The sequence below is a fragment of the Candidatus Pelagibacter communis genome (genome assembly GCF_001180025.1).
GTDB classification, from domain to species: Bacteria; Pseudomonadota; Alphaproteobacteria; order Pelagibacterales; family Pelagibacteraceae; genus Pelagibacter; species Pelagibacter ubique_A.
On the sequence record NZ_CVSK01000030.1, the window covers coordinates 142,970 to 166,579 of the forward strand.

Here is a 23,610-nt window from a genome sequence, read left to right on the forward strand (position 1 = left end):
ATGATTAAAAGATACTCTCGAAAAGAATTAACTGATATTTGGTCAGAAGAAAATAAATATAAAATCTGGTTAAATGTGGAAGTTGCGGCTGCACAGGCTATGGAAAAACTTGGACAAATTCCACGAGGTGTTGCTTCTATTGTAAGAAAAAAAGCTAAAATTAATGTAAGTAGAATACACAAAATAGAAGCTGAAGTTAAACACGATGTAATAGCTTTTCTGACCTCTATTACTGAAAAAGCTGGAATTAAAGCACGGTACCTGCATCAGGGAATGACTTCCTCAGATGTTTTAGATACTAGTTTTAATATTCAATTAGTACAATCAGGTAAAATAATCTTAAAAGATATAGATCAAATTTTAAAAGTTTTAAAAAGACAAGCCAAAAAATATAAATTCACACCGTGTATGGGAAGAAGCCACGGTATCCATGCTGAACCAATTACATTTGGATTAAAATTAGCTTCGTTTTATGAGGAATTTAAAAGAAATAGAAATAGATTAAAAGATGCAATCGATGAAGTATCAACTTGTGCAATATCTGGTGCTGTTGGAACATTTGCTAACATTAATCCAAATGTTGAAAAATATGTTGCAAAAAAATTAGGTCTGAAAGTTGAACCAATTTCCACACAAGTAATTCCAAGAGATAGACATGCATTTTATTTTTCTGTTTTAGGTATTATTGCAGGATCCATTGAAAGAGTAGCAGTTGAAATAAGACATCTACAAAGGACTGAAGTTTATGAATTACAGGAATATTTTTCTAAGAATCAAAAAGGTTCGTCTGCAATGCCTCATAAAAAAAATCCAATCTTGAGCGAAAATTTAACAGGCTTAGCTAGGATGGTTAGAAGTGCAGTTGTACCAGCTCTTGAAAACATTGCTCTTTGGCATGAAAGAGATATTTCTCACTCAAGTGTTGAGAGAAATATTGGGCCAGATGCTAATATAACTACTGATTTTGCATTGGTTAGGCTTACAAATATTTTAGATAACATGATTGTTTATCCTAAAAAAATGATTGAAAACTTAAATTTAACTAAAGGTTTAATTTTTTCTCAGGAAGTTATGCTGGAACTGACTAAGGCAGGATTAAGCAGAGAAAAATCATACAAAATGGTACAATCTTATGCAAAAAAATGTTTTGCAGAAAATTTAAATTTAATTGATGTCATTTCATCTGATAAACTTATAAAAAGTAAAATTTCGCCAAAAAAACTAAAGTCTATATTTAATTATTCTAAACACTTTAAAAATGTAAATTTTATCTTTAGAAGAGTTTTTAAATAATGAAAAAAGGTAAAAAATTATACGAAGGAAAAGCTAAAATCATTTATGCAACAAATGATAAAAACTTAGTAATTCAGTATTTTAAAGATGATGCAACTGCATTTAATAATCAAAAAAAAACTACAATTGAGGGCAAAGGTGTTCTAAACAACAGAATATCAGAACATATACTCTCTAACCTCTCCCAAATAGGAATCAAAAATCATTTAGTTAAAAGATTAAATATGCGTGAGCAAATTATAAAGCTTGTAGAAATAATTCCGATTGAATTCATTGTGAGAAATGTTGCAACAGGTTCAATTACTAAAAGATTGGGTATTGAAGACGGTACCGTTTTAAAAGAACCCCTAATTGAATACTGCTTAAAGGATGACGAGCTTGGGGATCCACTGATATCTGAAGAGCATATTTTTGCATTTGATTGGGCGTCAAAAACTGAAATAGATAAAGTTAAAAAAATGATTTTAAGAATTAATGATTTTATGATTGGGCTGTTTAGAGGTGTTGGAATTAAACTTATTGATTTTAAATTAGAATTTGGAAGAATTAAAATTGATGGAAAAAATGAAGTTATTTTAGCAGATGAAATTAGTCCAGATACATGCAGGTTGTGGGATAGTATTACAGAAAAAAAATTAGATAAAGATCGGTTTAGAAAAGATCTGGGTGACTTAATTCCAGCCTATACTGAAGTTGCAAAAAGATTAGGTATACTTCATGAACAATCTAATGTTTCAGCAGTAAATATAACTAAATTATCTTCAGTTAAAAGAAAGAAAAAATGAAAATTTCTGTAATCATCACTCTAAAAAAGGATGTACTTGATCCACAAGGAAAAGTTATTCATCAAACTCTGGATGGAATGGGTTTTCAGGATATTAATGAAGTTAGACAAGGTAAATATTTTGAAATAGACACTAAAGAAACTGATAACGAAAAAGCAAAAGCAAAAGTTGAAGAAATGTGTAAAAAACTTTTGGCAAATCTTGTAATTGAAAATTATAAAATTATTGATCCAAAGTAATTAATGAAATCATCAGTTATTACTTTTCCAGGTTCAAATTGTGACAGAGACATGGATGTTGCTCTAAAAAAATTTGGATTTAAAAATAAAATGGTTTGGCATGCTGATGCTGAATTGCCAAAAAGTGATTTGGTTGTATTGCCAGGTGGTTTTTCATATGGGGACTACTTAAGATGTGGAAGTATGGCATCTAAATCAAAAATAATGCAGTCAGTAATTAATTTTGCAAATTCAGGAGGTATGGTTATGGGTATCTGTAATGGATTTCAAATATTGGTAGAAACTGGTTTAGTTCCAGGTGTTTTGCTTAGAAACAAATATTTAGAATTTATTTGTAAAAATGTTTTTGTAAAAATTAATGATAAAAAAAATAAATATTTTAAAAATGTTGATAACGAGGTATTAGAATTTCATATAGCTCATAATGAAGGAAATTATTTTTGTACCAATGATCAATTAAAAGAAATTGAAGATCATAATCAAATAGCTATTAACTATTGTGATGAAAACGGAAAAATAGAAGATCAATTTAATCCTAATGGATCCTTAAAAAATATTGCAGGTATATTTAATAAAGAAAAAAATGTTCTAGGAATGATGCCCCACCCTGAAAGAATGATTGATACATCTTTATCAGGTGAGGATGGGTCATTATTTTTTAAAAACTTAATAAACAACTTAAAATGATTGTAAACGAACAAGTAGCAGTTGATCACGGTTTAAAGAAAGATGAATACGCTAAAATTTGTGAGCTATTGAAGAGAACTCCTAATATCACAGAGCTAGGTATTTTTTCTGCAATGTGGAATGAACATTGTTCTTACAAATCATCAAGATTACACCTAAAAAAACTACCTACTAAAGGAAAGAAAGTTATTCAAGGTCCTGGAGAAAACGCTGGTGTTATCGATATTGAGGATAATGATGCGATAGTTTTTAAAATAGAAAGTCACAATCACCCTTCATTTATTGAACCATATCAGGGTGCTGCTACCGGTGTTGGAGGAATAATGAGAGATGTATTTACAATGGGTGCAAGACCAATAGCTAACTTGAACTCCATTCATTTTGGGTCACCACAAAATAAAAAAACAAAAAATTTATTAAGAGGTGTTGTTCATGGCATAGGCGGTTATGGAAACTGCATGGGTGTTCCAACAATCGCTGGCCAAACAAGCTTTGATAGCTCGTATAACGGAAATATTTTGGTTAACGCTATGACATTGGGATTAGTAAAAAAAGATAAGATTTTTTATTCTAAAGCTGCTGGTTTAAATAAACCTGTCATTTATGTTGGGTCTAAAACAGGAAGAGATGGAATTCATGGAGCAAGTATGGCTTCAGCTAGTTTTGATGAAAAAATTGAGGAAAAAAAGCCAACAGTTCAAGTTGGAGATCCATTTACTGAAAAACTTTTACTAGAAGCTTGTCTAGAGTTAATGGCAGGAGACTCAATTATAGCTATTCAAGATATGGGTGCTGCAGGATTAACTTCTTCAAGTATTGAAATGGCTTCAAAAGGAAACCTCGGAATTGAAATCAATTTAAATAAAGTACCATGCAGAGAAATGAAAATGACACCATACGAAATTATGCTCTCTGAGAGCCAAGAAAGAATGTTGATTGTTTTAGAAAACGGCAAAGAGGAACATGCAAAAAAAATATTTGATAAATGGAATTTAGATTTTGCGGTAATTGGAAAAACAACTAAGTCAAAAAAAATAGAACTTTATTTTGATGAAGAAAAAGTTGCAGACATACCTGTTAATACATTGGTTGAAAACTCTCCTATGTATGATCGAAAATGGAAAAATGCTAAGTTACCTAAAAAAAATAAAATTAAAAAAGAAGATATTAAGCATTTAAAAATTATTGATGTTTTAAAAAAAATTTTAGCGAATCCAAATGTATGCAGCAAAGAATGGATTTGGCAACAGTATGATCATACAGTCATGGGAGACACTATACAGAAGCCAGGCGGAGACGCAGGGGTTGTGAGAGTTCATGGTACAGATAAAGCTGTTGCTGCTTCGGTAGATTCTTCTGCAGTTTATTGTTGGGCTCATCCTTTAACTGGTGGAAAACAAGTAGTTTGTGAAAGTTTTAGAAATCTTATATCTGTTGGTGCAAGACCAATTGCAATTACAAATTGTTTAAATTTTGGTAGTCCTGAAAATGAAGAAAACATGGGTGAGTTTGTTGAATGTGTTCAAGGTATTGGTGAAGCGAGCGAATATTTAAAATTCCCAGTAGTTTCTGGAAATGTATCTTTCTACAACCAAACAAAAGAGGAAGGTATAAAACCTACGCCTGCAATTGGTGGGGTTGGGTTAATTAAAGATTATAAGAATATGATCACTATGGAATTTAAAGAAGTTGATAATTTAGTTTTAGTGATTGGAAAAACCGAAGGACATATTGATCAAAGTTTATTTGCAAGAAATATTTTAGATGCAAAAAATGGACCTCCACCCGAGGTAAATCTGTTTAATGAAAAAAATAATGGAGAAACTTTACTCAAATTGATTGATAATAATTTAATAAAGAGTGCTCATGACGTTTCTTTAGGAGGCATAATTACTGCGGTATCAAAAATGTGTATTAAAGGAAAAAAAGGAATAAATATTAAAAAACCTAAATATCTAATTAATGAAATAGAATACTTTTTTGCTGAAGATCAAGGTAGATATATTATAGAAATAAACAAAAAAGATTTTAAAAAAGTAGCTGATATATTGCATAAAAATGCAGTTCATTTCGATGAACTTGGTACAATTAATGAAAATGAACTATATATTAATGATAAGACAAAAGTTACAATTGACGAATTAACAACTTCTAATAAAAGTTGGCTTACAAACTATATGAGTAAATAATGGCTATGGATTTAAAAGAAATTGAGAATTTTATAAAAGAGGCAATGCCAGATGCAATTGTTGAAATACAAGATTTAGCAGGTGATGGAAATCATTATTCAGCTACCGTTACCTCGTCTCAATTTTCTGGAAAAAGTAAAATTGAGCAACATAAAATGGTTTACAACTCATTAAAAGGTAGAATGGGCAATGAACTGCATGCATTAGCAATTAAAACAAAGGAGAGTTAAAATGGATCAACAAACAAATGATTTAATAAAAAATGAAATTGAAAACAACGAAGTATGTTTGTTTATGAAAGGTACCCCTGACGCTCCACAATGTGGATTTTCAATGGCAACTTCAAATATTTTAAAAATCTTAGAAGTAAATTTTAAAGGTATTAATGTTTTAGAAAATCAAAATTTAAGAGAAGGTATTAAAGTTTTTAGTGACTGGCCAACAATACCACAACTTTATGTTAAAAATGAATTTATTGGTGGATGCGATATTGTTAAAGAAATGTATGAAAGTGGTGAATTGGCAAAACTTTTTGAAAGCAAAAATATAAATTTTAAGTCTAAAAGTTAATTATCTAGAATAATATTCAATCACCAGATTAGGCTCCATAACAATTGGGTATGGTACTTCTTCAAACTTTGGAACTCTAACAAACTTTAATTTTTTGTTTTTTTCATCCATCTGAATATATTCTGGAGTTTCTCTTTCTTTATTAGCAAGAGCAATATCGATTATTGCAAGTTGTTTTGATTTATCTCTTATTTCAATTGTATCTTCTTCTCTAATTAAATAACTTCCAATATTCACTTTTTTACCATTTACTTTTACATGGCCATGATTGATTAATTGTCTAGCTGAAAAAATTGTTGTTGCAAATTTTGCTCTGTAAATTACAGCATCTAATCTTCTTTCAAGAAGACCAATTAAATTTTCTCCAGTATCACCTTTAAGCATTACTGCTTTTTTGTAGATATTTCTAAATTGTCTCTCGTTAATGTTGCCATAATATGCTTTTAATTTTTGTTTAGCTTGAAGCTGTATTCCATAATCAGATGGCTTTGATGTTTTTGTTTGTCCATGTTGTCCTGGTCCATAGGCTCTAGTATTAAAAGGACTTTTAGGTCTTCCCCAAAGGTTAACTTTTAATCTTCTGTCTACTTTATGTTTAGAGTTTAATCTTTTTGTCATTTGATAGTGGGCTTTATAAACTTACTCATCATTTTGTCAATCAACGTTTTTTACCTAAACTTGCAAATACCCCAGATAAAATACGTATTTCTTTGGTTGATAATTCCATCCTATAAAAAATATTCCTCAAGTTTTCAAGCATTATCGGTTTCTTCTCTTTTGATTTAAAAAAATTAATCTCTTCAAGATTCTGTATACAAAGTCTAGCCATAGCAACTATCTCTTTTTTAGATGCTGATTTGACTTTATTTGATTTCTTAAACGAAGATGCTTTTGAATTAATTATGCTTGATAGATATTGAGCAATTATTATTAAGCTATGAGATAGATTTAATGATTTAAAATCAGGATTAGTCGGAATTTGAAGAGTATAATTTGCATAGCTTATTTCATTATTTGATAGACCAGATGCTTCTGAGCCAAATAAAAAAGCTATTTTCTTTTTATAATTTATTTTTTTTAAATCTTCTAATTGAATATGTTTAATATTTTTATTTCTAAATCGTGCTGATGTTGCAATTACAATATCAATATTTTTTAAAGATTTTTCTAAATTTTCAAAATTTTTTGCCTTGTTAATTATATTTTTTGCTCCTACTGAGGTTGCTAAAATTTTATCATTTGGAAATATTGGTTTAGGATCAATAACAATAAGTTTATTAAAATTAAAATTTTTCATTCCTCTTGCACATGCTCCTATATTTTCTGAGAGTTGAGGTTTGTGTAAGATGAAAGAAATATTATTAACAGACATTAATCTATGCCATGATTTCTGTTATAATTGGAAATAGCTGATGGTTTAATATCATTTAAATATTTTGAATCTACTGACCAAATAGAAACTTTTAATGGATAACATTTTGCAACATCAGATGAGTGTTCAGATCCACAATCACCTCCTGGGCAAGCAGAAAGAGCACCCAATAAATCTGTTTCAGCAAAAAATTCTAAATAATCACCAGGTCTAACTGGACTTGCTTTCATAAAGTATTGTTTAGTATCATTGGTAAATCCAGTTAACATAAAAACATTTAATACATCATGAACTATTTTTTCTGCGTGGTCTAATTGAACATTTTTTTCTTTGACCAAAGCTCTTGTTAAATTTGAATGACAACAATAATGATAATCGTTATCGGTCAAAAGTTTTGATGTATACGGATCACATCTAGTACCAATTACATCATGAACAGATCCTCCATCTTTATCATAATCATACCAATCCAAAGTATCCCAAGTTATTGTTGCTAAAGATCTTAGATAGGGAAAACTACTAAACATTTTATCTCCAACAGAAAGATGGGTTCCATAGAGTGCTCTTGTTTTTCCTGAATAAAATTTTTCATCTAAATTATTTAAATTAAATAAATTTAAATCACCTACTTGAGGTCCCTCTACGCTTTCAATTCTAAAAAACTCACCAAATTTAACTTCAAACGTTTTTGCATCTCTTGGGGGTATTATAACTTCCTCCTTTTTAACCAAGTGTTCTCGAGCAGAATGTAAAATACTTAAATTTTTTTCTTCAATATTGGTATTTGGATAACAAACTATTGGTTTTGCTCCTATTCTATCTTTTAGATCAGATGGTTTTTCTGAAAATTTTTTAATTTTCATTCTTACGAACTTCCAGGAGCTTTATCCTTAAATAACTTGTAATCTAAACTATCAACAAGAGCTTTGAAAGATGCATCAATGATATTTGGAGATACTCCAATAGTAAACCAATTAACACCTTTAGAATCTGTACTTTCAATACTAACTCTTGTTACAGCTTCTGTACCAGTGTTTAAAATCCTAACTTTGTAATCAACTAATCTTAAATCTTTTAAATATTCTGAATATTTAGCAAGCTTGTTAACATTCTTTCTAATTGCATTATCTAGAGCATTAACGGGTCCGTTTCCTTGTCCTTCACACAAAATTTTATCTCCATCTACTTCTAATTGAGCTTTTGCATATGAAACTATTTCCCCTGCATTATCTTTCTTTACCGAAACATCATATTCATTAATTGAAATATATCTTGGTATCTCCCCCATTAATCTTCGAGCTAGCAGCTCAAAGGATGCATCAGCACCATCATAACTATAACCAATAAATTCTCGATCTTTCACTTCATCTAAAAGTTTTTTAATTTTTGGATCACTTTTTTCAACTTTAATTCCTATTGAATTCAATCTCGACATTATGTTTGATTGTCCCGATTGATCTGAAACAACTATATTTCTAGAGTTTCCAACTTCTTCTGGATTTATATGTTCATAAGTTTTTGGGTCTTTTTGAACTGCAGAAACATGCATACCACCCTTGTGGGAAAAAGCAGAAGCTCCAACATAAGGTAAATGTTTATTAGGTTTTCTATTTAATATCTCATCTAATAATCTTGAGCATTGAGTTAAGTTTTTTAAATTTTCTCTTTTAATATTTAATTCAAACTTATCTGAAAAATCTTTCTTTAAAAAAAATGAAGGAATTAATGACATCAAATTAGCATTTCCACATCTTTCACCCAAACCATTGATTGTACCCTGCACTTGTCTAGCACCTGCTTGAACTGCAGCAAGACTATTAGCTACTGCATTTTCGGTATCATTATGAGCATGTATTCCTAAATTTTTTCCTGGAATTTGCTTGGTTACTTTAGATACAATTTCTGTTATTTCGTGTGGAAGTGTACCGCCGTTAGTATCACATAATATAATCCATCTAGCACCATTATCAAAAGCTGCTTTTAAACATGACATTGCATATTCTGGATTAGCTTTATATCCATCAAAAAAATGTTCAGCATCAAACATGAACTCTTTGCCAGATTTAACAATGTGTTTTGTACTTTCACTTATATTCATTAAATTCTGTTCATTGCTTATTCCTAATGCGACATCCACTTGAAAATCCCATGATTTTCCAAACAAGCAAACAGAAGTACTTTTTGAATTAATTAATGATGATAGCATAGGGTCATTTTCTGCACTGTGTTCAGATTTTTTAGTCATTCCAAACGCAGTTAATTTCGTTGTTTTAAAATTATGATCCTTATTGAAAAACTCAGTATCGGTTGGATTTGCTCCTGGCCATCCTCCCTCAACATAATCCACACCTAATTTATCTAATGCTGATGAGATTTTTTCCTTATCATCAATTGAAAAATCTACACCTTGGGTTTGTGCGCCATCACGTAGTGTTGTGTCAAATATATAAAGTTGTTCTTTGCTCATTTAAATTTCCATGTCGTTTTACCATCTTTATCTTCTATTAAAACACCTTTGTCTAAAAGGTCATTTCTAATTTTATCAGCTTCTTCGTAATTTTTGTTCTCTCTGGCCTTATTTCTTTCCTGAATTTTTTGTAAAATTTCTTTTTCAGAAATTAAAGCTTTGCTAATTTTAAATTTAAGCCAATTTTCTTTACTTTCCTTTAATAGTCCTACAAATTGACAAGCAGAAACAAATAAAGATTTATCTTCATTGTTACCTTTTTGAGCTTTGTCATATAGTTGATGTAAATTAGCAATGTATCCAGGTGTGTTTAAATCATCGTAAAGTGGCTGAAGGATTTCATCAGAAACTTTAGAATTGTTTTCAATATCTAAATATGAATTGTACCATTTATTTATCGTGTTTTGACAATCGTCCAGAAGTTTATCATTCCAATCTAATGGTTGTTTATAATGTGCGCTTAGTAAAGCTAATCTTAAAACTTGGCCGCTAATCTTATTTCTAAAATCTTTTATTTTTAAAATATTTCCCTGAGACTTGGCCATCTTTTCATTAGACATAGTGATGAATGCATTATGCATCCAAAATTTTGCAAATATTTTTGTATCATTAGCACATCTTGATTGAGCTATTTCATTTTCATGATGAGGAAATAACAAATCTATACCACCTCCATGAACATCAAACTCATCTCCTAAAAATTTCTTTGACATTGCTGAACACTCAAGATGCCATCCTGGCCTTCCTTTTCCCCATGGAGACTCCCATGATGGTTCATCATCTTCTGAAGGTTTCCATAAAACAAAATCTTCTGAATTTTTTTTATTTTCACTGACTTCTACTCTTGATCCAGCAATAAGCTCATCTAATTTTTTATTTGAGAGTTGACCATAATCCTTGAATTTTTTAACCTCAAAATAAACATGCTTATTATTCTCATAAGCAAATTCTTTTTTTATTAATTCAGAAATCATTTCAATCATCAAATCTATATTTTCTGTTGCTTTAGGTTGATGGGTTGGCTCCTCACAATTTAAGTAATGACAATCTTTACTAAAACTTTCAGTTACTTTGCTTGTTAATTCTGAAATTGAAATGTTATTTTCTTTTGAAGATTTAATAATTTTATCATCCACATCTGTAATATTTCGCACATAAGTAACTTTAGGATAATTTTTTTTAAAAATTTTAAATAGAATATCGAATACAACTATTGGTCTCGCGTTCCCAATATGGGGATCATCATAAACTGTTGGACCACACACATACATTCTAATGTTATTTTTATCTAGTGGAACAAACTTCTCTTTTTTATTTGTTAGATTGTTTGTTAAAAAAATATCTTTACTCATTATTTTAGGAATATACTTAAAAAATAGATTTGTGAATCTATTTGATTAATTTGGAATTTTGCATACAGGAATTGGCTCCATTTTATGCAAATTTTGTTTTCTTATAGTTTCGTATTTAGCTCGATTAGCTGAATTAGGATTATCCATAGCTTCTTCTAATTCTTGATATTTTAGTCCTAGTTGCCCTTCATCAGTTCTTCCGTCGTCCCATAATCCATCCGTAGGGGCCGCATCTATAATTTCTTTTAAAATTCCAAGCTCTTTGCCAAGCTCCCAAACTTCAGTTTTATTACAATCAGCTATAGGAGATATGTCTACTCCACCATCTCCGTATTTTGTGTAAAACCCTACACCAAAATCCTCAACTTTATTTCCAGTACCTACAACTATTCCTTTATTCGCTGCAGCAACTTGATAAAGCGTTGTCATTCTCAATCTAGCTCTAGAGTTCGCCATCCCATGTTCGTTATCAAAATTTGATAAACTGGAACTAAAAGCCAAAAATAACTCATCTAAATTAATAGTATGTGCCTCAACATTTTTAAAATTTTTAACTAGCCACTCTTGATGCTTTAAGCTTAAATCATGTTGATGTGATTTCTGTTTGATTGGCATTGACAAAACAATAGTTTTTAAACCTGTCATTGCACTTAAAGTGCTAGATACTGAAGAATCTATTCCTCCAGAAATTCCTATAACCAATGACTCTGCCCTAATTGGCATATTATTTACATAATTTTTAATCCAACTAGAAATAAAATTTACTTTTTCTGAGACATTCATGATTTAACAGTATTAGATATTTATAATTTTACAATGTCTTAAGATGCCGCTCTATCTGCGTTTTTAGAATAAGAGCTATTCTTTTTAATCTCATCTGAAATTAAGAAAGCTAATTCTAGAGCTTGGTTTGCATTTAGTCTTGGGTCACAATGTGTGTGATATCTTGATGATAAGTCTTTTTCAGATATCTTCTGTGCTCCACCAATACATTCTGTTACATCTTGACCAGTTAATTCTATATGTAAACCACCAGCGTAACTTCCTTCGCTTTGATGACATGCAAATACATTTTTAACTTCTTTTAAAACACTGTTAAATGGTCTTGTTTTAAATCCTGTCGCAGCTTTTACTGTATTTCCATGACAAGGATCACACGACCAAATTACATTTAAACCTTCTTTTTTTATTGCCCTAATTAATTTCGGTAAAAATTTTGAAACATTATCTGCACCAAATCTTGATATTAGTGTGATTTTACCTTTTTCATTCTTTGGGTTTATTCTATTACAAAGATCAATTAAATCATCAGCCTTTAAGGTTGGTCCACATTTAATTCCTATTGGATTTTCTATACCTCTACAAAACTCAACATGACCACCATCCAATTGTCTTGTTCTATCTCCAATCCAAACAAAATGAGCAGATGTATCATGATTTTCTCCAGTTGTAGAGTCTGTTCTTGTCATTGTTTCTTCGAAAGGAAGTAGTAATGCTTCGTGTGATGTCCAGAAGTTAACAGTTTTTAATCTTCTGTTAAAATCTGAATTAATTCCACATGCATCCATGAAAGCTAGCGCATTTGCAATATTATCTTCTAATTCTTTAAATCTTTTTAATTCAGGTGAATTTTTGATGAAACCTAAATTCCAATTGTGAACGTTCTTAAGATCTGCAAAACCTCCATGACAGAATGCTCTTATTAAGTTTAAGGTTGCAGCTGATTGTGAGTATGCCTTAAATAATCTTTTAGGATCTGGAACTCTAGCCTTTTCTGTAAATTCCATAGCATTTATATTGTCACCTAAATAACTCGGAAGCTCTACTCCATCTTTTATTTCTGTCGGTGCACTTCTAGGTTTTGAAAATTGTCCAGCTATTCTTCCAACTTTTACTACTGGTAATGAAGCTGAGTAAGTTAAAACTAGTGACATTTGCAACATTAGTTTAAATGTATCTCTAATATTATCTGGATTAAATTCTGCAAAACTCTCAGCACAATCTCCACCCTGAAGTAAAAACGCTTTTCCGTCTACAACATCAGCCAACTGACTTTTCAGATGTCTAGTTTCTCCAGCAAATACTAACGGAGGAAATGTTCCTATCTTATCCAAAACTTTATCCAATTCTTTTTTATCTGGATAATCTGGAATGTGTTTTACAGGATATTTTCTCCAACTATTTTTTTTCCAACTTTTCATATTCAACCTAAAGGTGTTTTAACAGAGTTTAAAGTTTATTCAACAGTGACAGATTTAGCCAAATTTCTAGGCTTATCAATATCATAACCTTTTTTAAGAGCAGAGTAATATGCAAGCTTTTGAAGTGGAATAGTCAAAAGGAACGGAAGTAAGTCATCATTTGTGTTCTCAACTTCAATAGTTTCCCAAATATTTTCTGAAACAATTTCATCTTTACTTTTATTAGTTATTAATAATACCTTTGCTCCTCTGGCAATTACTTCCTGCATATTCGAAATTGTTTTTTTATAATAATTATCTCTAGGAGCCAAAACTACTACAGGCATTCCCTCTTCAATTAAAGCTAATGGCCCATGTTTCATTTCTCCTGCTGGATATCCTTCAGCATGAATATATGAAAGTTCTTTAAGTTTTAGTGCACCTTCTAAAGCTATCGGATATGAATAACCTCTTCCTAAAAACATTGAACCCTTTGCCTCGTTAAATGTTGAGGATATTGCCTGGATGTCATTATCATGAAGTAATGTTTTTTCTATTAAGCCAGGCAAAGCTTTTAAGTCTTTAAGTTTTTCTTGGTATTGTTTTTTTTCTATTTCATTTCTCATTGATCCAAGTTTTAAAGCTAAAATATATAAAACAAGTATTTGACCTAGAAATGCTTTTGTTGATGCAACTCCAATTTCAGGTCCACAATGAATTGGTAAAACAAAATTAGAATCTCTTGCTATTGAGCTCTCGATTACATTAACTACAGCGCATGTTTTCATGCTGTTTTTGTTACATATATCTAAAGCTGCATAAGTATCTGCAGTCTCACCTGATTGAGAAACAAAGATATATAAAGTGTCTTTTTTAAATCTATTTTTTCTATATCTAAATTCTGACGCTATATCTATGTTTACATCTAAAGTTGTAAGTTCCTCAAACCAATATTTAGCCATTAAACAAGAATGGTATGCAGTTCCACATCCAATTAAAGTTATTGAATTAATCTCTTCTATTTTCCATGGAAAATTAAAAATATTTATCTCTTTATTTACATTATCTACGTATTCTTTTATTCCTGTTTTAATTGTTGTTGGTTGTTCTTCAATTTCTTTTGCCATAAAATGTTTGAAATCACCTTTGTCATAACTTGCTTCATCTGATGATAATTCTAATATTTTTTTATTAATTTTTTTTCCTTCTTCATTAAAAAAAAGAACTTGATCCTTTTTTACAAAACAGAATTCACCATCATCAAGATACGTAATCTTATTCGTCATAGATTTCAAAGCATAAGAGTCTGATCCTAGATAGTTTTCATTTGGACCATAGCCAACAGCTAGCGGTGATCCTCTTCTAGCACCAACTATTAAGTCTGGCATCTCTTTAAAAACAATTCCAAGAGCAAAGCTACCATGGAGTTGTTTTAATGTTTTTGTTATAGCTTCCTCGAGTTCTGAAGTTTTTAAATTTTCTGTTATTAAATGAACGATTACTTCGGTATCTGTCTGTGATTTAAATTTATGACCTTTGTTAACTAAATGTTTTTTTAATATTGTAGAGTTTTCAATAATTCCATTGTGAACTACTGATACATTATGAGAGGAATGAGGATGTGCATTTAAACTGTTAGGAATTCCATGAGTAGCCCATCTTACATGCCCTATACCAATGTTTCCTCTTAAGTTTTTTAAATCAAAATTATTTTCTAATTTATCTACTCTTCCTTCAGATTTTATTTCATTAATTTCACCATCTGAAAGTGTAGCTATACCTGCTGAATCATAGCCTCTGTATTCTAATTTTTTTAATGAATTAATTATATTTGCAGAAACAGGTTTGTTGCTAGATATTCCAATAATTCCACACATAAATTATTTTTTTTTTCTTTTATAATTCTTAACCTCTAATTGTGGTGACCTTGTCAGTGCCAAAGATTTTTTTCTAACATTCTTTGTTATTACTGATCCAGCTCCAACAATACTATCTTTATTTATAGTAACTGGGGCAACTAAGGAAGAGTTTGAACCTATAAATACTTTATCTTTAATATTTGTTTTATTCTTGTTTGCTCCGTCATAATTACAAGTAATTGTACCTGCTCCAATATTTACTGATTTTCCTATTTGCGCATCTCCCACATAAGATAAATGATTAACTTTAGATTTATTTCCTAAAGTACTTTTTTTAATCTCTACAAAATTACCTACTTTGGATCCTTCTTTTAAAATTGTATTGGGTCTTATTCTGGCATATGGACCTATCTCAACTTTATTCTCAATTTTACATGACTCTAAATGTGAAAAAGATTTTATAATTACATTGTTTCCGATTTTAACCTTAGAACCGATAACGACATAAGGTTCTATAGTTACTTTCTTTCCGATCTTTGTATCTTTTGAAAAAAAAATAGTTTCAGGACCAATCATCTTAACTCCTGATTTTATAAATTTGTTTCTAAGTTTTTTTTGACTTGAGTCTTTCATTTTGACCTTATTTATATTAAGTATATTGTTTGATTAATTCACAATTTATTTCTTTAAAATACTTTAATTATGAAACAAAAATTTACAATTTTATTTGATTTAGACGGCACATTAGTGGATACCGCTCCAGATTTAATACGTGCACATAACTATGTAATGAAAAAATTTGGTTATCCTACAAAAACTTTAGGAGAATTAAAAAATGCTGTTGGCAAAGGAGCAAAAGCCATGATGGCAAAAGCTAATGGTCAATGGAAATGGTTTGATGAAAAAATTCAAAACGAAATGACTGATGAATTTTTATCCTATTATGGAAAAAATATTTTACATGAAAGTAAATTAATTAATGGTGTTAAGGAATTTTTAAATTGGTGTAAAAATGAAAATATTTCTATGGCAGTATGTACAAATAAAACTGAACACTTAGCAGTTGATCTTTTAAAAAAAATTGGGATTTATGATTATTTTGAATATGTTGCAGGTTATAATACTTTTGAATATTGCAAACCAGACCCTCGACATTTAACAACTACAATTGAGATTTTAGATGGAGATAAAAATAAATCGATTATGATCGGTGACAGCGAGACAGATGCTAATGCTGCTAAGGCTGCTGAAATTCCAATAATATTACTAAAATATGGATATACAGAAAAAAGATCTGAGGAAATTTATCATAATCACATTATAAAAGACTTTGTAGGCATTGAGAAAATAGTATCAGAATATCTTTAATATTGATTAATTTATTTTAACTATTAAAACAAAATCACAAATAAGGAGTAATTTTGTTATTACACACAGTTAAAGTATATCCATCAAAAATTAATCTTCCAAAGAAGAAACAGCTTGCGTGGAAAATTGCAGAGATAGCAAGCGATAATGCTAAATTAAATAAAGATGCTATTGAAATGGTTATCAATAGAATTATTGATAATGCTTCTGTTGCAATTGCTTCATTAAACAGAAATCCAGTAATCTCATCTAGAGAAATGGCTTTAAGACACCCTAGAAAAAATGGTGCAACTTTATTTGGTGTAAACTCAAAATTAAAATTTGATTGTGAATGGGCAGCATGGTCAAATGGTACAGCTGTTAGAGAATTAGATTTTCATGATACTTTCTTAGCTGCAGATTATAGTCATCCGGGTGACAACATTCCTCCTCTTATTAGTGTAGCACAACAAAACAAAAAAAGTGGATTGGATTTATTAAGAGGAATAATTACTGCATATGAAGTTCAGGTAAATTTAGTCAAAGGTATTTGTTTGCATAAGCATAAGGTGGACCACATTGCTCATTTAGGCCCTAGTGTTGCTGCTGGATTAGGAACAATGCTAAAATTAAATACTGAAACTATATATCAAGCTGTTCAACAGGCATTACATACATCAATATCTACAAGACAATCTAGAAAAGGAGAAATTTCAAGTTGGAAAGCTTATGCTCCTGCTCATGCTGGTAAGCTTGCTATAGAAGCTGTAGATAGAACTATGAGAGGTGAAGGTGCTCCAAGTCCAATATATGAAGGCGAAGATAGTGTAATAGCAAGAATATTGGATGGAAAAAAAGCAAACTACAAAGTCCCTTTACCAAAAAAAGGTGAGAGTAAAAAAGCTATCTTAGAGACATATACAAAAGAATATTCTGCAGAATATCAATCGCAAGCATTAATAGATCTAGCTAAAAAGCTAAAAACAAAAATTAACAATTTAAATTATATTAAAAAAATTGATATTTTTACAAGTCATCACACTCATTATGTGATTGGAACAGGTGCTAATGATCCACAAAAAATGGATCCCAAGGCTAGTAGAGAAACATTAGATCATTCTATAATGTATATATTTGCTGTAGCTTTAGAAGACGGAGATTGGCATCATGTTAAATCTTATACTAAAGCAAGAGCAAATAGAAAAAGTACAATTAAAATATGGAGATCAATTAAAACATATGAAGATAAAAAATGGACTAAGAAATATCATGATCCAAATCCAAAAAATAAAGCTTTTGGAGCTAAAGTAGTTGTAACACTTAACAATGGAAAAAAAATAACAGAGGAACTTGATAGAGCAGACGCACATCCATATGGAGCAAGACCGTTTAAGAGAGAAAATTATATAAATAAATTTTTAACTTTAACCGAAGGTATTTTGGATAAAAAAGAAAGCAACCGTTTTTTAAAAACAGTACAAAATTTAAGAAATTTAAAATCTGGTCAACTTCATAAATTAAATATTGAAGTAAGAAAAAGCAAATTAAAACAAAATAATAAAAAAGGAATCTTTTAATGCACTTTGTAGAAAAAGAACCAAGTCAAAAAAGATTAGATTTTGATCAAAAATTAAAATCAAATAAAATATTAAGAGTTCCAGGCGCATACAATCCTTTAACAGCAAAATTAATTGAAGAAATTGGATATGATGCGGTTTATGTATCCGGTGGAGTAATGGCTAATGACCTTGGTTTTCCAGATATTGGTTTAACAACACTACAAGATGTTAGTACAAGATCTTATCTGATTTCGAGAGTAACTAATCTTCCAACAATTGTTGATATAGATACAGGATTTAAATCATGTAAAGAAACGATAGAAACATTTGAAGAATTTGGAATAACAGGAGTTCATTTAGAAGATCAAATTGAGAGAAAAAGATGTGGGCATCTTGATAATAAAGAACTTATTTCAACTGACTCTATGGTTAAAAAAATTAAAGAATGTGTTGCGGCAAAAAAAGATCAAAATTTTAAAATTATTGCACGTTCAGATGCTAAAAGCGTTGAAGGTCTCGATAAAATGATTGAAAGATGCAAAGCTTATATTGATGCTGGTGCTGAAATTATATTCCCAGAAGCTCTTCAAGATGAGAAAGATTTTGAAAAAGTTCGTAAAAAATTATCTGGTTACTTGTTAGCTAATATGACTGAGTTTGGTAAGTCTAAATTGTTCAACTACAAAGAATTAGAAAATTTTGGATACAATATTGTGATTTATCCAGTGACCACACAAAGATTGGCAATGAAAAATGTAGAAGATGGATTGAGAGACATTTATGCAAATGGACACCAGAACAATATTATAGATAAAATGCAAACTAGAAAAAGACTTTATGAATTAGTTGACTACGAAAAATATAATTCATTAGATGAAAAAATTTATAATTTTAGTACGGAAGGACATGAATAATGAGTGATGATATCAAAAAAGGTTTACTAGGTATTGTGGTAGATGAAACTGAAGTTTCAAAAGTTATGCCTGAAATTAATTCTCTTACTTACAGAGGATATGCTGCTCAAGATTTATGTGAATATTGCAGGTTTGAAGAAGTTGCATATTTAATATTGAATAAAGACCTTCCTAACTCAATTGAACTTAAAAATTTTGAAAAAGAGGAGAGAAACAATAGAGAGCTTACAAAAAATTTATATGAAATAATAAAACATATGCCAAAAAGATCCCATCCTATGGATGTGGCTAGAACTGCTGTAAGCGTTATGGGGCTTGAAGATAAGGAAACAACTGACTCTTCTCCTGAAGCAAACATGAGAAAAGCATTAAGAATTTTTGCTAAAACGCCTACTGCATTGGCTGCTTTTTATAGAATTAGAAAAGGAAAAAAAATAATCAAACCTAAAAAAAATTTAACATTTGCTGAAAACTTTTTCTATATGTGCTTTGGAAAAGTACCACAAAAAGAAATTGTTAAAGCTTTTGATGTATCTTTAATTTTATATGCAGAACATAGTTTTAATGTTTCAACTTTTACAGCACGAACAATTACCAGTAGCTTATCTGATATACACGGAGCAATTACAGGTGCTATTGCTAGTTTAAAAGGGCCGCTTCATGGTGGAGCCAATGAAGAAGTAATGCATATGATGAGCAAAATTAAAAAACCTGAAAATGCACTCAAGTGGATAAATAATGCGCTTAAGAACAAAGAAGTAGTGATGGGATTTGGACATAGAGTTTATAAATCAGGTGATTCCAGAGTTCCAACAATGAGAAAGTATTTTGGTAAAGTCGCTAAACTAAAGAAAGATAAAAAATTTGAAAAAATCTATGACATCGTTGAAAGAGTAATGATTAAAAAGAAAAATATTCATCCTAACGTCGATTATCCAACAGGACCTACTTATCATTTAATGGGCTTTGACACAGACTTTTTCACTCCAATATTTGTAATTTCAAGAATTACTGGTTGGTCTGCGCATATAATGGAGCAACATGCTGCTAATAAACTTATTAGACCATTAGCTAGTTACAAAGGTAGTAAACACAGAAAAGTTATGCAATTAAATCAGAGGTAATTCAGTTTTTCTCTATCATTGCAAATCTATCATTAGATAATAGTGAAGACTTAAAATTATTATTTTCTACAAACTCATCTATAGCTTTTTTAACACCAGGTGCATAACTCAAATCGTAGTCATCACACAAAACCACTCCATTATTTAAAATAACATCTTTGCAACATTCTAAATCATTTTTAACTGTACTGTATTCATGACCACCATCTAAAAATACATAATCTATTTTTTTCATTTCAATTTTACTTAAAACTTTATTTGAATTTCCTTTTATTAAATGAATATTATCTTTAAATTTATTTAACAAATCTTTTACTGCTTCTAAACTATAAGGATTCTGTCTTTTTATATATTTAAAAAAAATTGTTTTTAAAGGATTTGAGAATTTTGTGTTTGGTATTATTTCATCTTTATTTTCATCATTCTCTTCAAATAAGTCTAAGCCGATGTATTTAAATTCTTTTCCATGAATTTTATACAGCAATTCACATACATTTCTTGCCGTAACACCATGAAACACACCAACTTCAAGAAATGTTTTTGGTTTTTTCTTAGTTATTTCTTTTAAAAAAAGGTCCCCAACTCCTTTTTGCTTTAGACTTGTCTTTCGGAAATACTTTTTGTACTTCAATTAACTAAATGCTTCTGCCCATGTACCTTGAGTAGATGCTTTAGAATATTCTGTAGCTCTACCTTCGAAGAAATTCATATGCTCAACTGCATTAAGCATTGTATCTAACCAAGTTAGTGGATTTTTTTGGACATCATAAATTGGTTCTAATCCCAATTGAATAAGTCGTCTATTCGCAATGAACCTAATGTAATCTTTAACTTCTTGAGCAGTTAAACCTTCCATTGGACCCATTTCAAAAGCTAAATCAATAAAAGCATCTTCGTGCTCAACAATTATTCTACAAGCTTCATAAAGTTCTTTTTTAAGTTTAGGTGTCCAGATTTCAGGATTTTCTTTTATAAACTCCTTAAAAATTCTGATCATAGAATTGCAGTGAAGTGTTTCATCTCTTACAGACCAAGTAACTATCTGTCCCATTCCTTTCATTTTATTGTGTCTTGGAAAATTCAACAAAATAGCAAAACTTGCAAACAATTGTAGACCTTCCGTAAACGCACTAAACACTGCAACTGTTTTTGCAATATCCTCTTTAGAATTTACATTGAAACCCTGCATGTAATCGTACTTGTCTTTCATTTCTTTGTATTTCATAAAAGCTGAGTACTCAGACTCTGGCATACCAATCGTATCAAGAAGATGAGAGTATGCTGCTACATGAACTGTTTCCATTGCAGCAAATGCTGTCATCATCATTAATACTTCTGTTGGTTTAAATACAGTTGTGTAATGTCTTAAATAACAATTATTAACCTCTACATCTGCTTGAGTGAAAAATCTAAAGATTTGAGTTAATAAATTTTTTTCTGGTTGAGACAAATTTTTTTGCCAATCTCTAACATCATCTCCTAAAGGGACTTCTTCTGGCAACCAATGAATTCTTTGCTGAGTTAACCATGCATCATAACACCAAGGATATCTAAAAGGTTTATAAACTGGGTTCTCTACTAATAAACCCATTTTTTTTGGTTGAATAATCTCTTTATTAATTTTTTCTGCTACTGACATGATAAACACTCCTCGTACTCTGGCTGCTCGTTAGATTGTTGATTTTTAGATTTATAAACATTTGCTGTAATATCAGTTGATTTAGCATCATTGACATTTTCAGCTCTTTGAATTGATTTTGATCTACAGTAATAAAGGCTTTTTAAGCCTTTCTTCCAAGCATCAAAATGAATTTTGTGTAATTCTTTCTTGTGAACATCTGCTGGTAAAAATAGATTTACTGACTGTGCCTGCGAAATAAATGGTGTTCTGTCACCACTTAATTCGATTATCCAATTTTGGTTCAGCTCAAATGCAGTTTTAAATACATCCTTTTCTAAATCAGTTAGGAAATCTAGATGATTAACAGATCCTTGATTTGTAGTAATACTAGACCATGTCTCTTCATCATTTTTTCCATGAGATTGAAGGATTTCTTCTAAGTATCTATTTCTTACATTGAAAGATCCTGAAAGGGTTTTGTGTGTGTAACTGTTTGCAGCAATTGGTTCTACTCCTGGTGATGCTCCTCCACAAATAATTGAGATTGAAGCAGTTGGAGCAATCGCTGTCTTGTTAGAAAATCTTTCTTTATAACCATACTCAGCTGCATCTGGACATGCGCCTCTCTCTTCAGCTAAATCTTTAGAAGCTTGATTAACTTTTTCATGAATATTTTTAAATATTTTTTTATTCCATGATTTTGCCATTACAGACTCAAGTGGAATTCTATTTTTTTGTAAAAAAGAATGAAAGCCCATTACACCTAATCCAACACTTCTTTCTCTTTCCGCAGAATATTTTGCATCTTTAAATTGATCTGGTGCTTTGTTAATGAAATCAGATAATACATTGTCTAAAAATCTCATCACATCACCAATCATGTCTGGATCATCTTTCCACTCATCATATTTTTCTAAATTTAACGAAGACAAACAACATACTGCTGTTCTATCTCTTCCATCTTTATCAATTCCTGTTGGTAAAGTTATTTCGCTACATAAATTAGAAGTTTTAACTGTTAGGTTTGCTAACTTATGATGTTGAGGAATTTGTCTGTTAACAGTATCAATATAAATTATATACGGTTCACCAGTTTCAATTCTTGCAGTTAATAATCTTATCCATAAATTTCTTGCAGAAATAGTTTGTTGAACACTGCCATCTGCTGGACTTTTCAATGCCCACTGCTCATCAGTTTCTACAGCTCTCATAAAGGCATCAGAAACTAAAACACCATGATGTAAATTTAATGCTTTTCTATTTGGATCACCACCAGTAGGTCTTCTCATTTCAATAAACTCTTCTATTTCAGGATGATCAATTGGAAGATAACATGCTGCAGAACCTCTTCTTAATGATCCTTGACTGATAGCCATAGTTAAAGAGTCCATAACTTTTATAAAAGGAATTATTCCAGAAGTTTTTCCAACTCTTCCTATTTTTTCACCAATAGATCTTAAGTTACCCCAGTAACTTCCAATTCCTCCACCCTTCGCTGCCAACCAAACATTCTCACTCCATAAATCAAGAATGCCTCCTAAGCTATCAGATGCTTCATTTAAAAAACATGAAATAGGCAATCCTCTTTTTGTACCACCATTTGATAACACTGGTGTTGCTGGCATGAACCAAAGATTGCTTATGTAATTATATATTCTTTGAGCGTGCAAATTATCATCTGCATATGTGCTTGCTACTCTTGCAAATAAATCTTGATAAGACTCGTTCAAACCTAAGTATCTGTCTTTTAAAGTTGCTTTACCAAAGTCTGTAAGATTTGCATCTTTTGAACGGTCAATTTTAATTATGATACCTTTGTCATTTTGAAATAATTCTGTTTCATTATTTAAAGAGAAAAGATCAGGCTTATTTATCTTAGAAACTTCCTTAACTTCTGGGCTATATTCAGAGACAGCTTTTTTGAGGGCTTGAGAAAGAATCTTATTCATAAATTTTAATTATATTTTGTTATTAGTACGAAAACAACTATATGTTGTAGGCGTCTATAGTAAGTATACTATATAAACTTTTGTACAATAGAACATTTATAGA

23 protein-coding genes are annotated in these 23,610 nt (G+C 30.4%); 11 read left to right on the forward strand and 12 right to left on the reverse strand.

Features of this window, described 5'->3' with window-relative positions; genetic code table 11:
* The 7 genes from purB to grxD are packed head-to-tail and all read left to right on the forward strand — an operon-like array spanning position 1 to position 5,763.
* Positions 1–1,293, forward strand: a complete 1,293-nt coding sequence (gene purB / locus AMN83_RS01310) for an adenylosuccinate lyase (protein WP_075503715.1) — start codon at positions 1–3, stop codon at positions 1,291–1,293.
* A complete protein-coding gene (purC, locus tag AMN83_RS01315) occupies positions 1,293–2,078 on the forward strand; it encodes a phosphoribosylaminoimidazolesuccinocarboxamide synthase (RefSeq protein ID WP_075503717.1) in 786 nt (261 codons plus the stop codon). Before purB ends, purC begins: the two co-directional genes overlap by 1 nt.
* A complete protein-coding gene (gene purS / locus AMN83_RS01320; protein ID WP_075503719.1) occupies positions 2,075–2,317 on the forward strand; it encodes a phosphoribosylformylglycinamidine synthase subunit PurS in 243 nt (80 codons plus the stop codon). The genes purC and purS overlap by 4 nt, the downstream gene beginning before the upstream one ends.
* A 3-nt stretch (positions 2,318–2,320) precedes the next feature.
* The gene (gene purQ / locus AMN83_RS01325) at positions 2,321–3,004 is read left to right on the forward strand and encodes a phosphoribosylformylglycinamidine synthase I (protein ID WP_075503721.1); all 684 of its coding nucleotides are present in this window, start codon (positions 2,321–2,323) and stop codon (positions 3,002–3,004) included.
* Positions 3,001–5,193 carry a phosphoribosylformylglycinamidine synthase subunit PurL gene (purL, locus tag AMN83_RS01330; RefSeq protein WP_075503723.1) on the forward strand — a complete coding sequence of 731 codons (2,193 nt, stop codon included), beginning with the start codon at positions 3,001–3,003 and terminating at the stop codon, positions 5,191–5,193. Before purQ ends, purL begins: the two co-directional genes overlap by 4 nt.
* A complete protein-coding gene (locus AMN83_RS01335) occupies positions 5,193–5,423 on the forward strand; it encodes a BolA/IbaG family iron-sulfur metabolism protein (RefSeq protein WP_075503726.1) in 231 nt (76 codons plus the stop codon). Before purL ends, AMN83_RS01335 begins: the two co-directional genes overlap by 1 nt.
* A 1-nt stretch (position 5,424) precedes the next feature.
* A complete protein-coding gene (gene grxD / locus AMN83_RS01340; protein WP_075503728.1) occupies positions 5,425–5,763 on the forward strand; it encodes a Grx4 family monothiol glutaredoxin in 339 nt (112 codons plus the stop codon).
* On the opposite strand, the gene rpsD is transcribed toward grxD, so the two are convergent.
* The 9 genes from rpsD to AMN83_RS01385 are packed head-to-tail and all read right to left on the reverse strand — an operon-like array spanning position 5,764 to position 15,626.
* Positions 5,764–6,381 (reverse strand): 30S ribosomal protein S4, encoded by a 618-nt coding sequence (rpsD, locus tag AMN83_RS01345; RefSeq protein WP_075503731.1) that lies wholly within the window; start codon positions 6,379–6,381, stop codon positions 5,764–5,766.
* Between the two features lie 40 nt (positions 6,382–6,421).
* Positions 6,422–7,135 (reverse strand): RNA methyltransferase, encoded by a 714-nt coding sequence (locus tag AMN83_RS01350; protein ID WP_075503733.1) that lies wholly within the window; start codon positions 7,133–7,135, stop codon positions 6,422–6,424.
* On the reverse strand, positions 7,135–7,998 hold the full coding sequence (locus tag AMN83_RS01355) for an urea carboxylase-associated family protein (protein ID WP_075503735.1): 864 nt from the start codon (positions 7,996–7,998) through the stop codon (positions 7,135–7,137). The genes AMN83_RS01350 and AMN83_RS01355 overlap by 1 nt, the downstream gene beginning before the upstream one ends.
* Positions 7,999–8,000: 2 nt before the next feature.
* Entirely contained in the window at positions 8,001–9,602 is a 1,602-nt protein-coding gene (gene cimA / locus AMN83_RS01360; RefSeq protein ID WP_075503736.1) for a citramalate synthase, read from the reverse strand.
* A complete protein-coding gene (cysS, locus tag AMN83_RS01365) occupies positions 9,599–10,954 on the reverse strand; it encodes a cysteine--tRNA ligase (protein ID WP_075503738.1) in 1,356 nt (451 codons plus the stop codon). Before cysS ends, cimA begins: the two co-directional genes overlap by 4 nt.
* Before the next feature lie 45 nt (positions 10,955–10,999).
* A complete protein-coding gene (gene nadE, locus AMN83_RS01370) occupies positions 11,000–11,737 on the reverse strand; it encodes an NAD(+) synthase (RefSeq protein ID WP_075503740.1) in 738 nt (245 codons plus the stop codon).
* A gap of 38 nt (positions 11,738–11,775) precedes the next feature.
* Positions 11,776–13,155 (reverse strand): class II 3-deoxy-7-phosphoheptulonate synthase, encoded by a 1,380-nt coding sequence (locus AMN83_RS01375; protein WP_075503742.1) that lies wholly within the window; start codon positions 13,153–13,155, stop codon positions 11,776–11,778.
* Positions 13,156–13,190: 35 nt separating this feature from the next.
* Positions 13,191–15,011, reverse strand: a complete 1,821-nt coding sequence (gene glmS / locus AMN83_RS01380; RefSeq protein ID WP_075503743.1) for a glutamine--fructose-6-phosphate transaminase (isomerizing) — start codon at positions 15,009–15,011, stop codon at positions 13,191–13,193.
* Positions 15,012–15,014: 3 nt separating this feature from the next.
* Positions 15,015–15,626, reverse strand: a complete 612-nt coding sequence (locus AMN83_RS01385) for a DapH/DapD/GlmU-related protein (protein WP_075503745.1) — start codon at positions 15,624–15,626, stop codon at positions 15,015–15,017.
* 69 nt (positions 15,627–15,695) lie between these two features.
* On the opposite strand from AMN83_RS01385, the gene AMN83_RS01390 reads away from it, so the two are divergent.
* From AMN83_RS01390 to AMN83_RS01405, 4 genes are read left to right on the forward strand one after another with little or no spacing between them, the layout of a single operon-like run.
* Positions 15,696–16,361, forward strand: coding sequence for an HAD family hydrolase (locus AMN83_RS01390; protein WP_075503747.1), 666 nt, complete (start codon positions 15,696–15,698; stop codon positions 16,359–16,361).
* A 53-nt stretch (positions 16,362–16,414) separates the two neighbouring features.
* Positions 16,415–17,917, forward strand: a complete 1,503-nt coding sequence (locus tag AMN83_RS01395) for an MmgE/PrpD family protein (protein ID WP_075503749.1) — start codon at positions 16,415–16,417, stop codon at positions 17,915–17,917.
* Positions 17,917–18,813, forward strand: coding sequence for a methylisocitrate lyase (gene prpB, locus AMN83_RS01400; protein ID WP_075503751.1), 897 nt, complete (start codon positions 17,917–17,919; stop codon positions 18,811–18,813). The genes AMN83_RS01395 and prpB overlap by 1 nt, the downstream gene beginning before the upstream one ends.
* Positions 18,813–19,937, forward strand: a complete 1,125-nt coding sequence (locus AMN83_RS01405) for a bifunctional 2-methylcitrate synthase/citrate synthase (protein ID WP_075503752.1) — start codon at positions 18,813–18,815, stop codon at positions 19,935–19,937. The genes prpB and AMN83_RS01405 overlap by 1 nt, the downstream gene beginning before the upstream one ends.
* 1 nt (position 19,938) lies before the next feature.
* On the opposite strand, the gene AMN83_RS01410 is transcribed toward AMN83_RS01405, so the two are convergent.
* The 3 genes from AMN83_RS01410 to AMN83_RS01420 are packed head-to-tail and all read right to left on the reverse strand — an operon-like array spanning position 19,939 to position 23,507.
* Positions 19,939–20,568: a class I SAM-dependent methyltransferase gene (locus tag AMN83_RS01410; protein ID WP_075503754.1), complete on the reverse strand. Its 630-nt coding sequence runs from the start codon at positions 20,566–20,568 to the stop codon at positions 19,939–19,941.
* On the reverse strand, positions 20,569–21,576 hold the full coding sequence (locus tag AMN83_RS01415) for a ribonucleotide-diphosphate reductase subunit beta (RefSeq protein ID WP_075485814.1): 1,008 nt from the start codon (positions 21,574–21,576) through the stop codon (positions 20,569–20,571).
* Positions 21,567–23,507 carry a ribonucleoside-diphosphate reductase subunit alpha gene (locus AMN83_RS01420; RefSeq protein WP_075503756.1) on the reverse strand — a complete coding sequence of 647 codons (1,941 nt, stop codon included), beginning with the start codon at positions 23,505–23,507 and terminating at the stop codon, positions 21,567–21,569. Before AMN83_RS01420 ends, AMN83_RS01415 begins: the two co-directional genes overlap by 10 nt.
* Positions 23,508–23,610: the final 103 nt, after the last annotated feature.

Excerpts from the sequence above, each read along its gene's own strand:
- AMN83_RS01420 (WP_075503756.1), bottom strand. The coding sequence starts at position 23,507 with ATGAATAAGATTCTTTCTCAAGCCCTCAAAAAAGCTGTCTCTGAATAT.
- AMN83_RS01385 (WP_075503745.1), bottom strand. The coding sequence starts at position 15,626 with ATGAAAGACTCAAGTCAAAAAAAACTTAGAAACAAATTTATAAAATCA.
- purQ (WP_075503721.1), top strand. The coding sequence starts at position 2,321 with ATGAAATCATCAGTTATTACTTTTCCAGGTTCAAATTGTGACAGAGAC.
- AMN83_RS01375 (WP_075503742.1), bottom strand. The coding sequence starts at position 13,155 with ATGAAAAGTTGGAAAAAAAATAGTTGGAGAAAATATCCTGTAAAACAC.
- cysS (WP_075503738.1), bottom strand. The coding sequence starts at position 10,954 with ATGAGTAAAGATATTTTTTTAACAAACAATCTAACAAATAAAAAAGAG.
- grxD (WP_075503728.1), top strand. The coding sequence starts at position 5,425 with ATGGATCAACAAACAAATGATTTAATAAAAAATGAAATTGAAAACAAC.
- AMN83_RS01405 (WP_075503752.1), top strand. The coding sequence starts at position 18,813 with ATGAGTGATGATATCAAAAAAGGTTTACTAGGTATTGTGGTAGATGAA.
- nadE (WP_075503740.1), bottom strand. The coding sequence starts at position 11,737 with ATGAATGTCTCAGAAAAAGTAAATTTTATTTCTAGTTGGATTAAAAAT.
- prpB (WP_075503751.1), top strand. The coding sequence starts at position 17,917 with ATGCACTTTGTAGAAAAAGAACCAAGTCAAAAAAGATTAGATTTTGAT.
- purL (WP_075503723.1), top strand. The coding sequence starts at position 3,001 with ATGATTGTAAACGAACAAGTAGCAGTTGATCACGGTTTAAAGAAAGAT.
- AMN83_RS01390 (WP_075503747.1), top strand. The coding sequence starts at position 15,696 with ATGAAACAAAAATTTACAATTTTATTTGATTTAGACGGCACATTAGTG.
- AMN83_RS01350 (WP_075503733.1), bottom strand. The coding sequence starts at position 7,135 with ATGTCTGTTAATAATATTTCTTTCATCTTACACAAACCTCAACTCTCA.
- rpsD (WP_075503731.1), bottom strand. The coding sequence starts at position 6,381 with ATGACAAAAAGATTAAACTCTAAACATAAAGTAGACAGAAGATTAAAA.
- purC (WP_075503717.1), top strand. The coding sequence starts at position 1,293 with ATGAAAAAAGGTAAAAAATTATACGAAGGAAAAGCTAAAATCATTTAT.
- purB (WP_075503715.1), top strand. The coding sequence starts at position 1 with ATGATTAAAAGATACTCTCGAAAAGAATTAACTGATATTTGGTCAGAA.
- glmS (WP_075503743.1), bottom strand. The coding sequence starts at position 15,011 with ATGTGTGGAATTATTGGAATATCTAGCAACAAACCTGTTTCTGCAAAT.
- cimA (WP_075503736.1), bottom strand. The coding sequence starts at position 9,602 with ATGAGCAAAGAACAACTTTATATATTTGACACAACACTACGTGATGGC.
- purS (WP_075503719.1), top strand. The coding sequence starts at position 2,075 with ATGAAAATTTCTGTAATCATCACTCTAAAAAAGGATGTACTTGATCCA.
- AMN83_RS01355 (WP_075503735.1), bottom strand. The coding sequence starts at position 7,998 with ATGAAAATTAAAAAATTTTCAGAAAAACCATCTGATCTAAAAGATAGA.
- AMN83_RS01415 (WP_075485814.1), bottom strand. The coding sequence starts at position 21,576 with ATGTCAGTAGCAGAAAAAATTAATAAAGAGATTATTCAACCAAAAAAA.
- AMN83_RS01335 (WP_075503726.1), top strand. The coding sequence starts at position 5,193 with ATGGCTATGGATTTAAAAGAAATTGAGAATTTTATAAAAGAGGCAATG.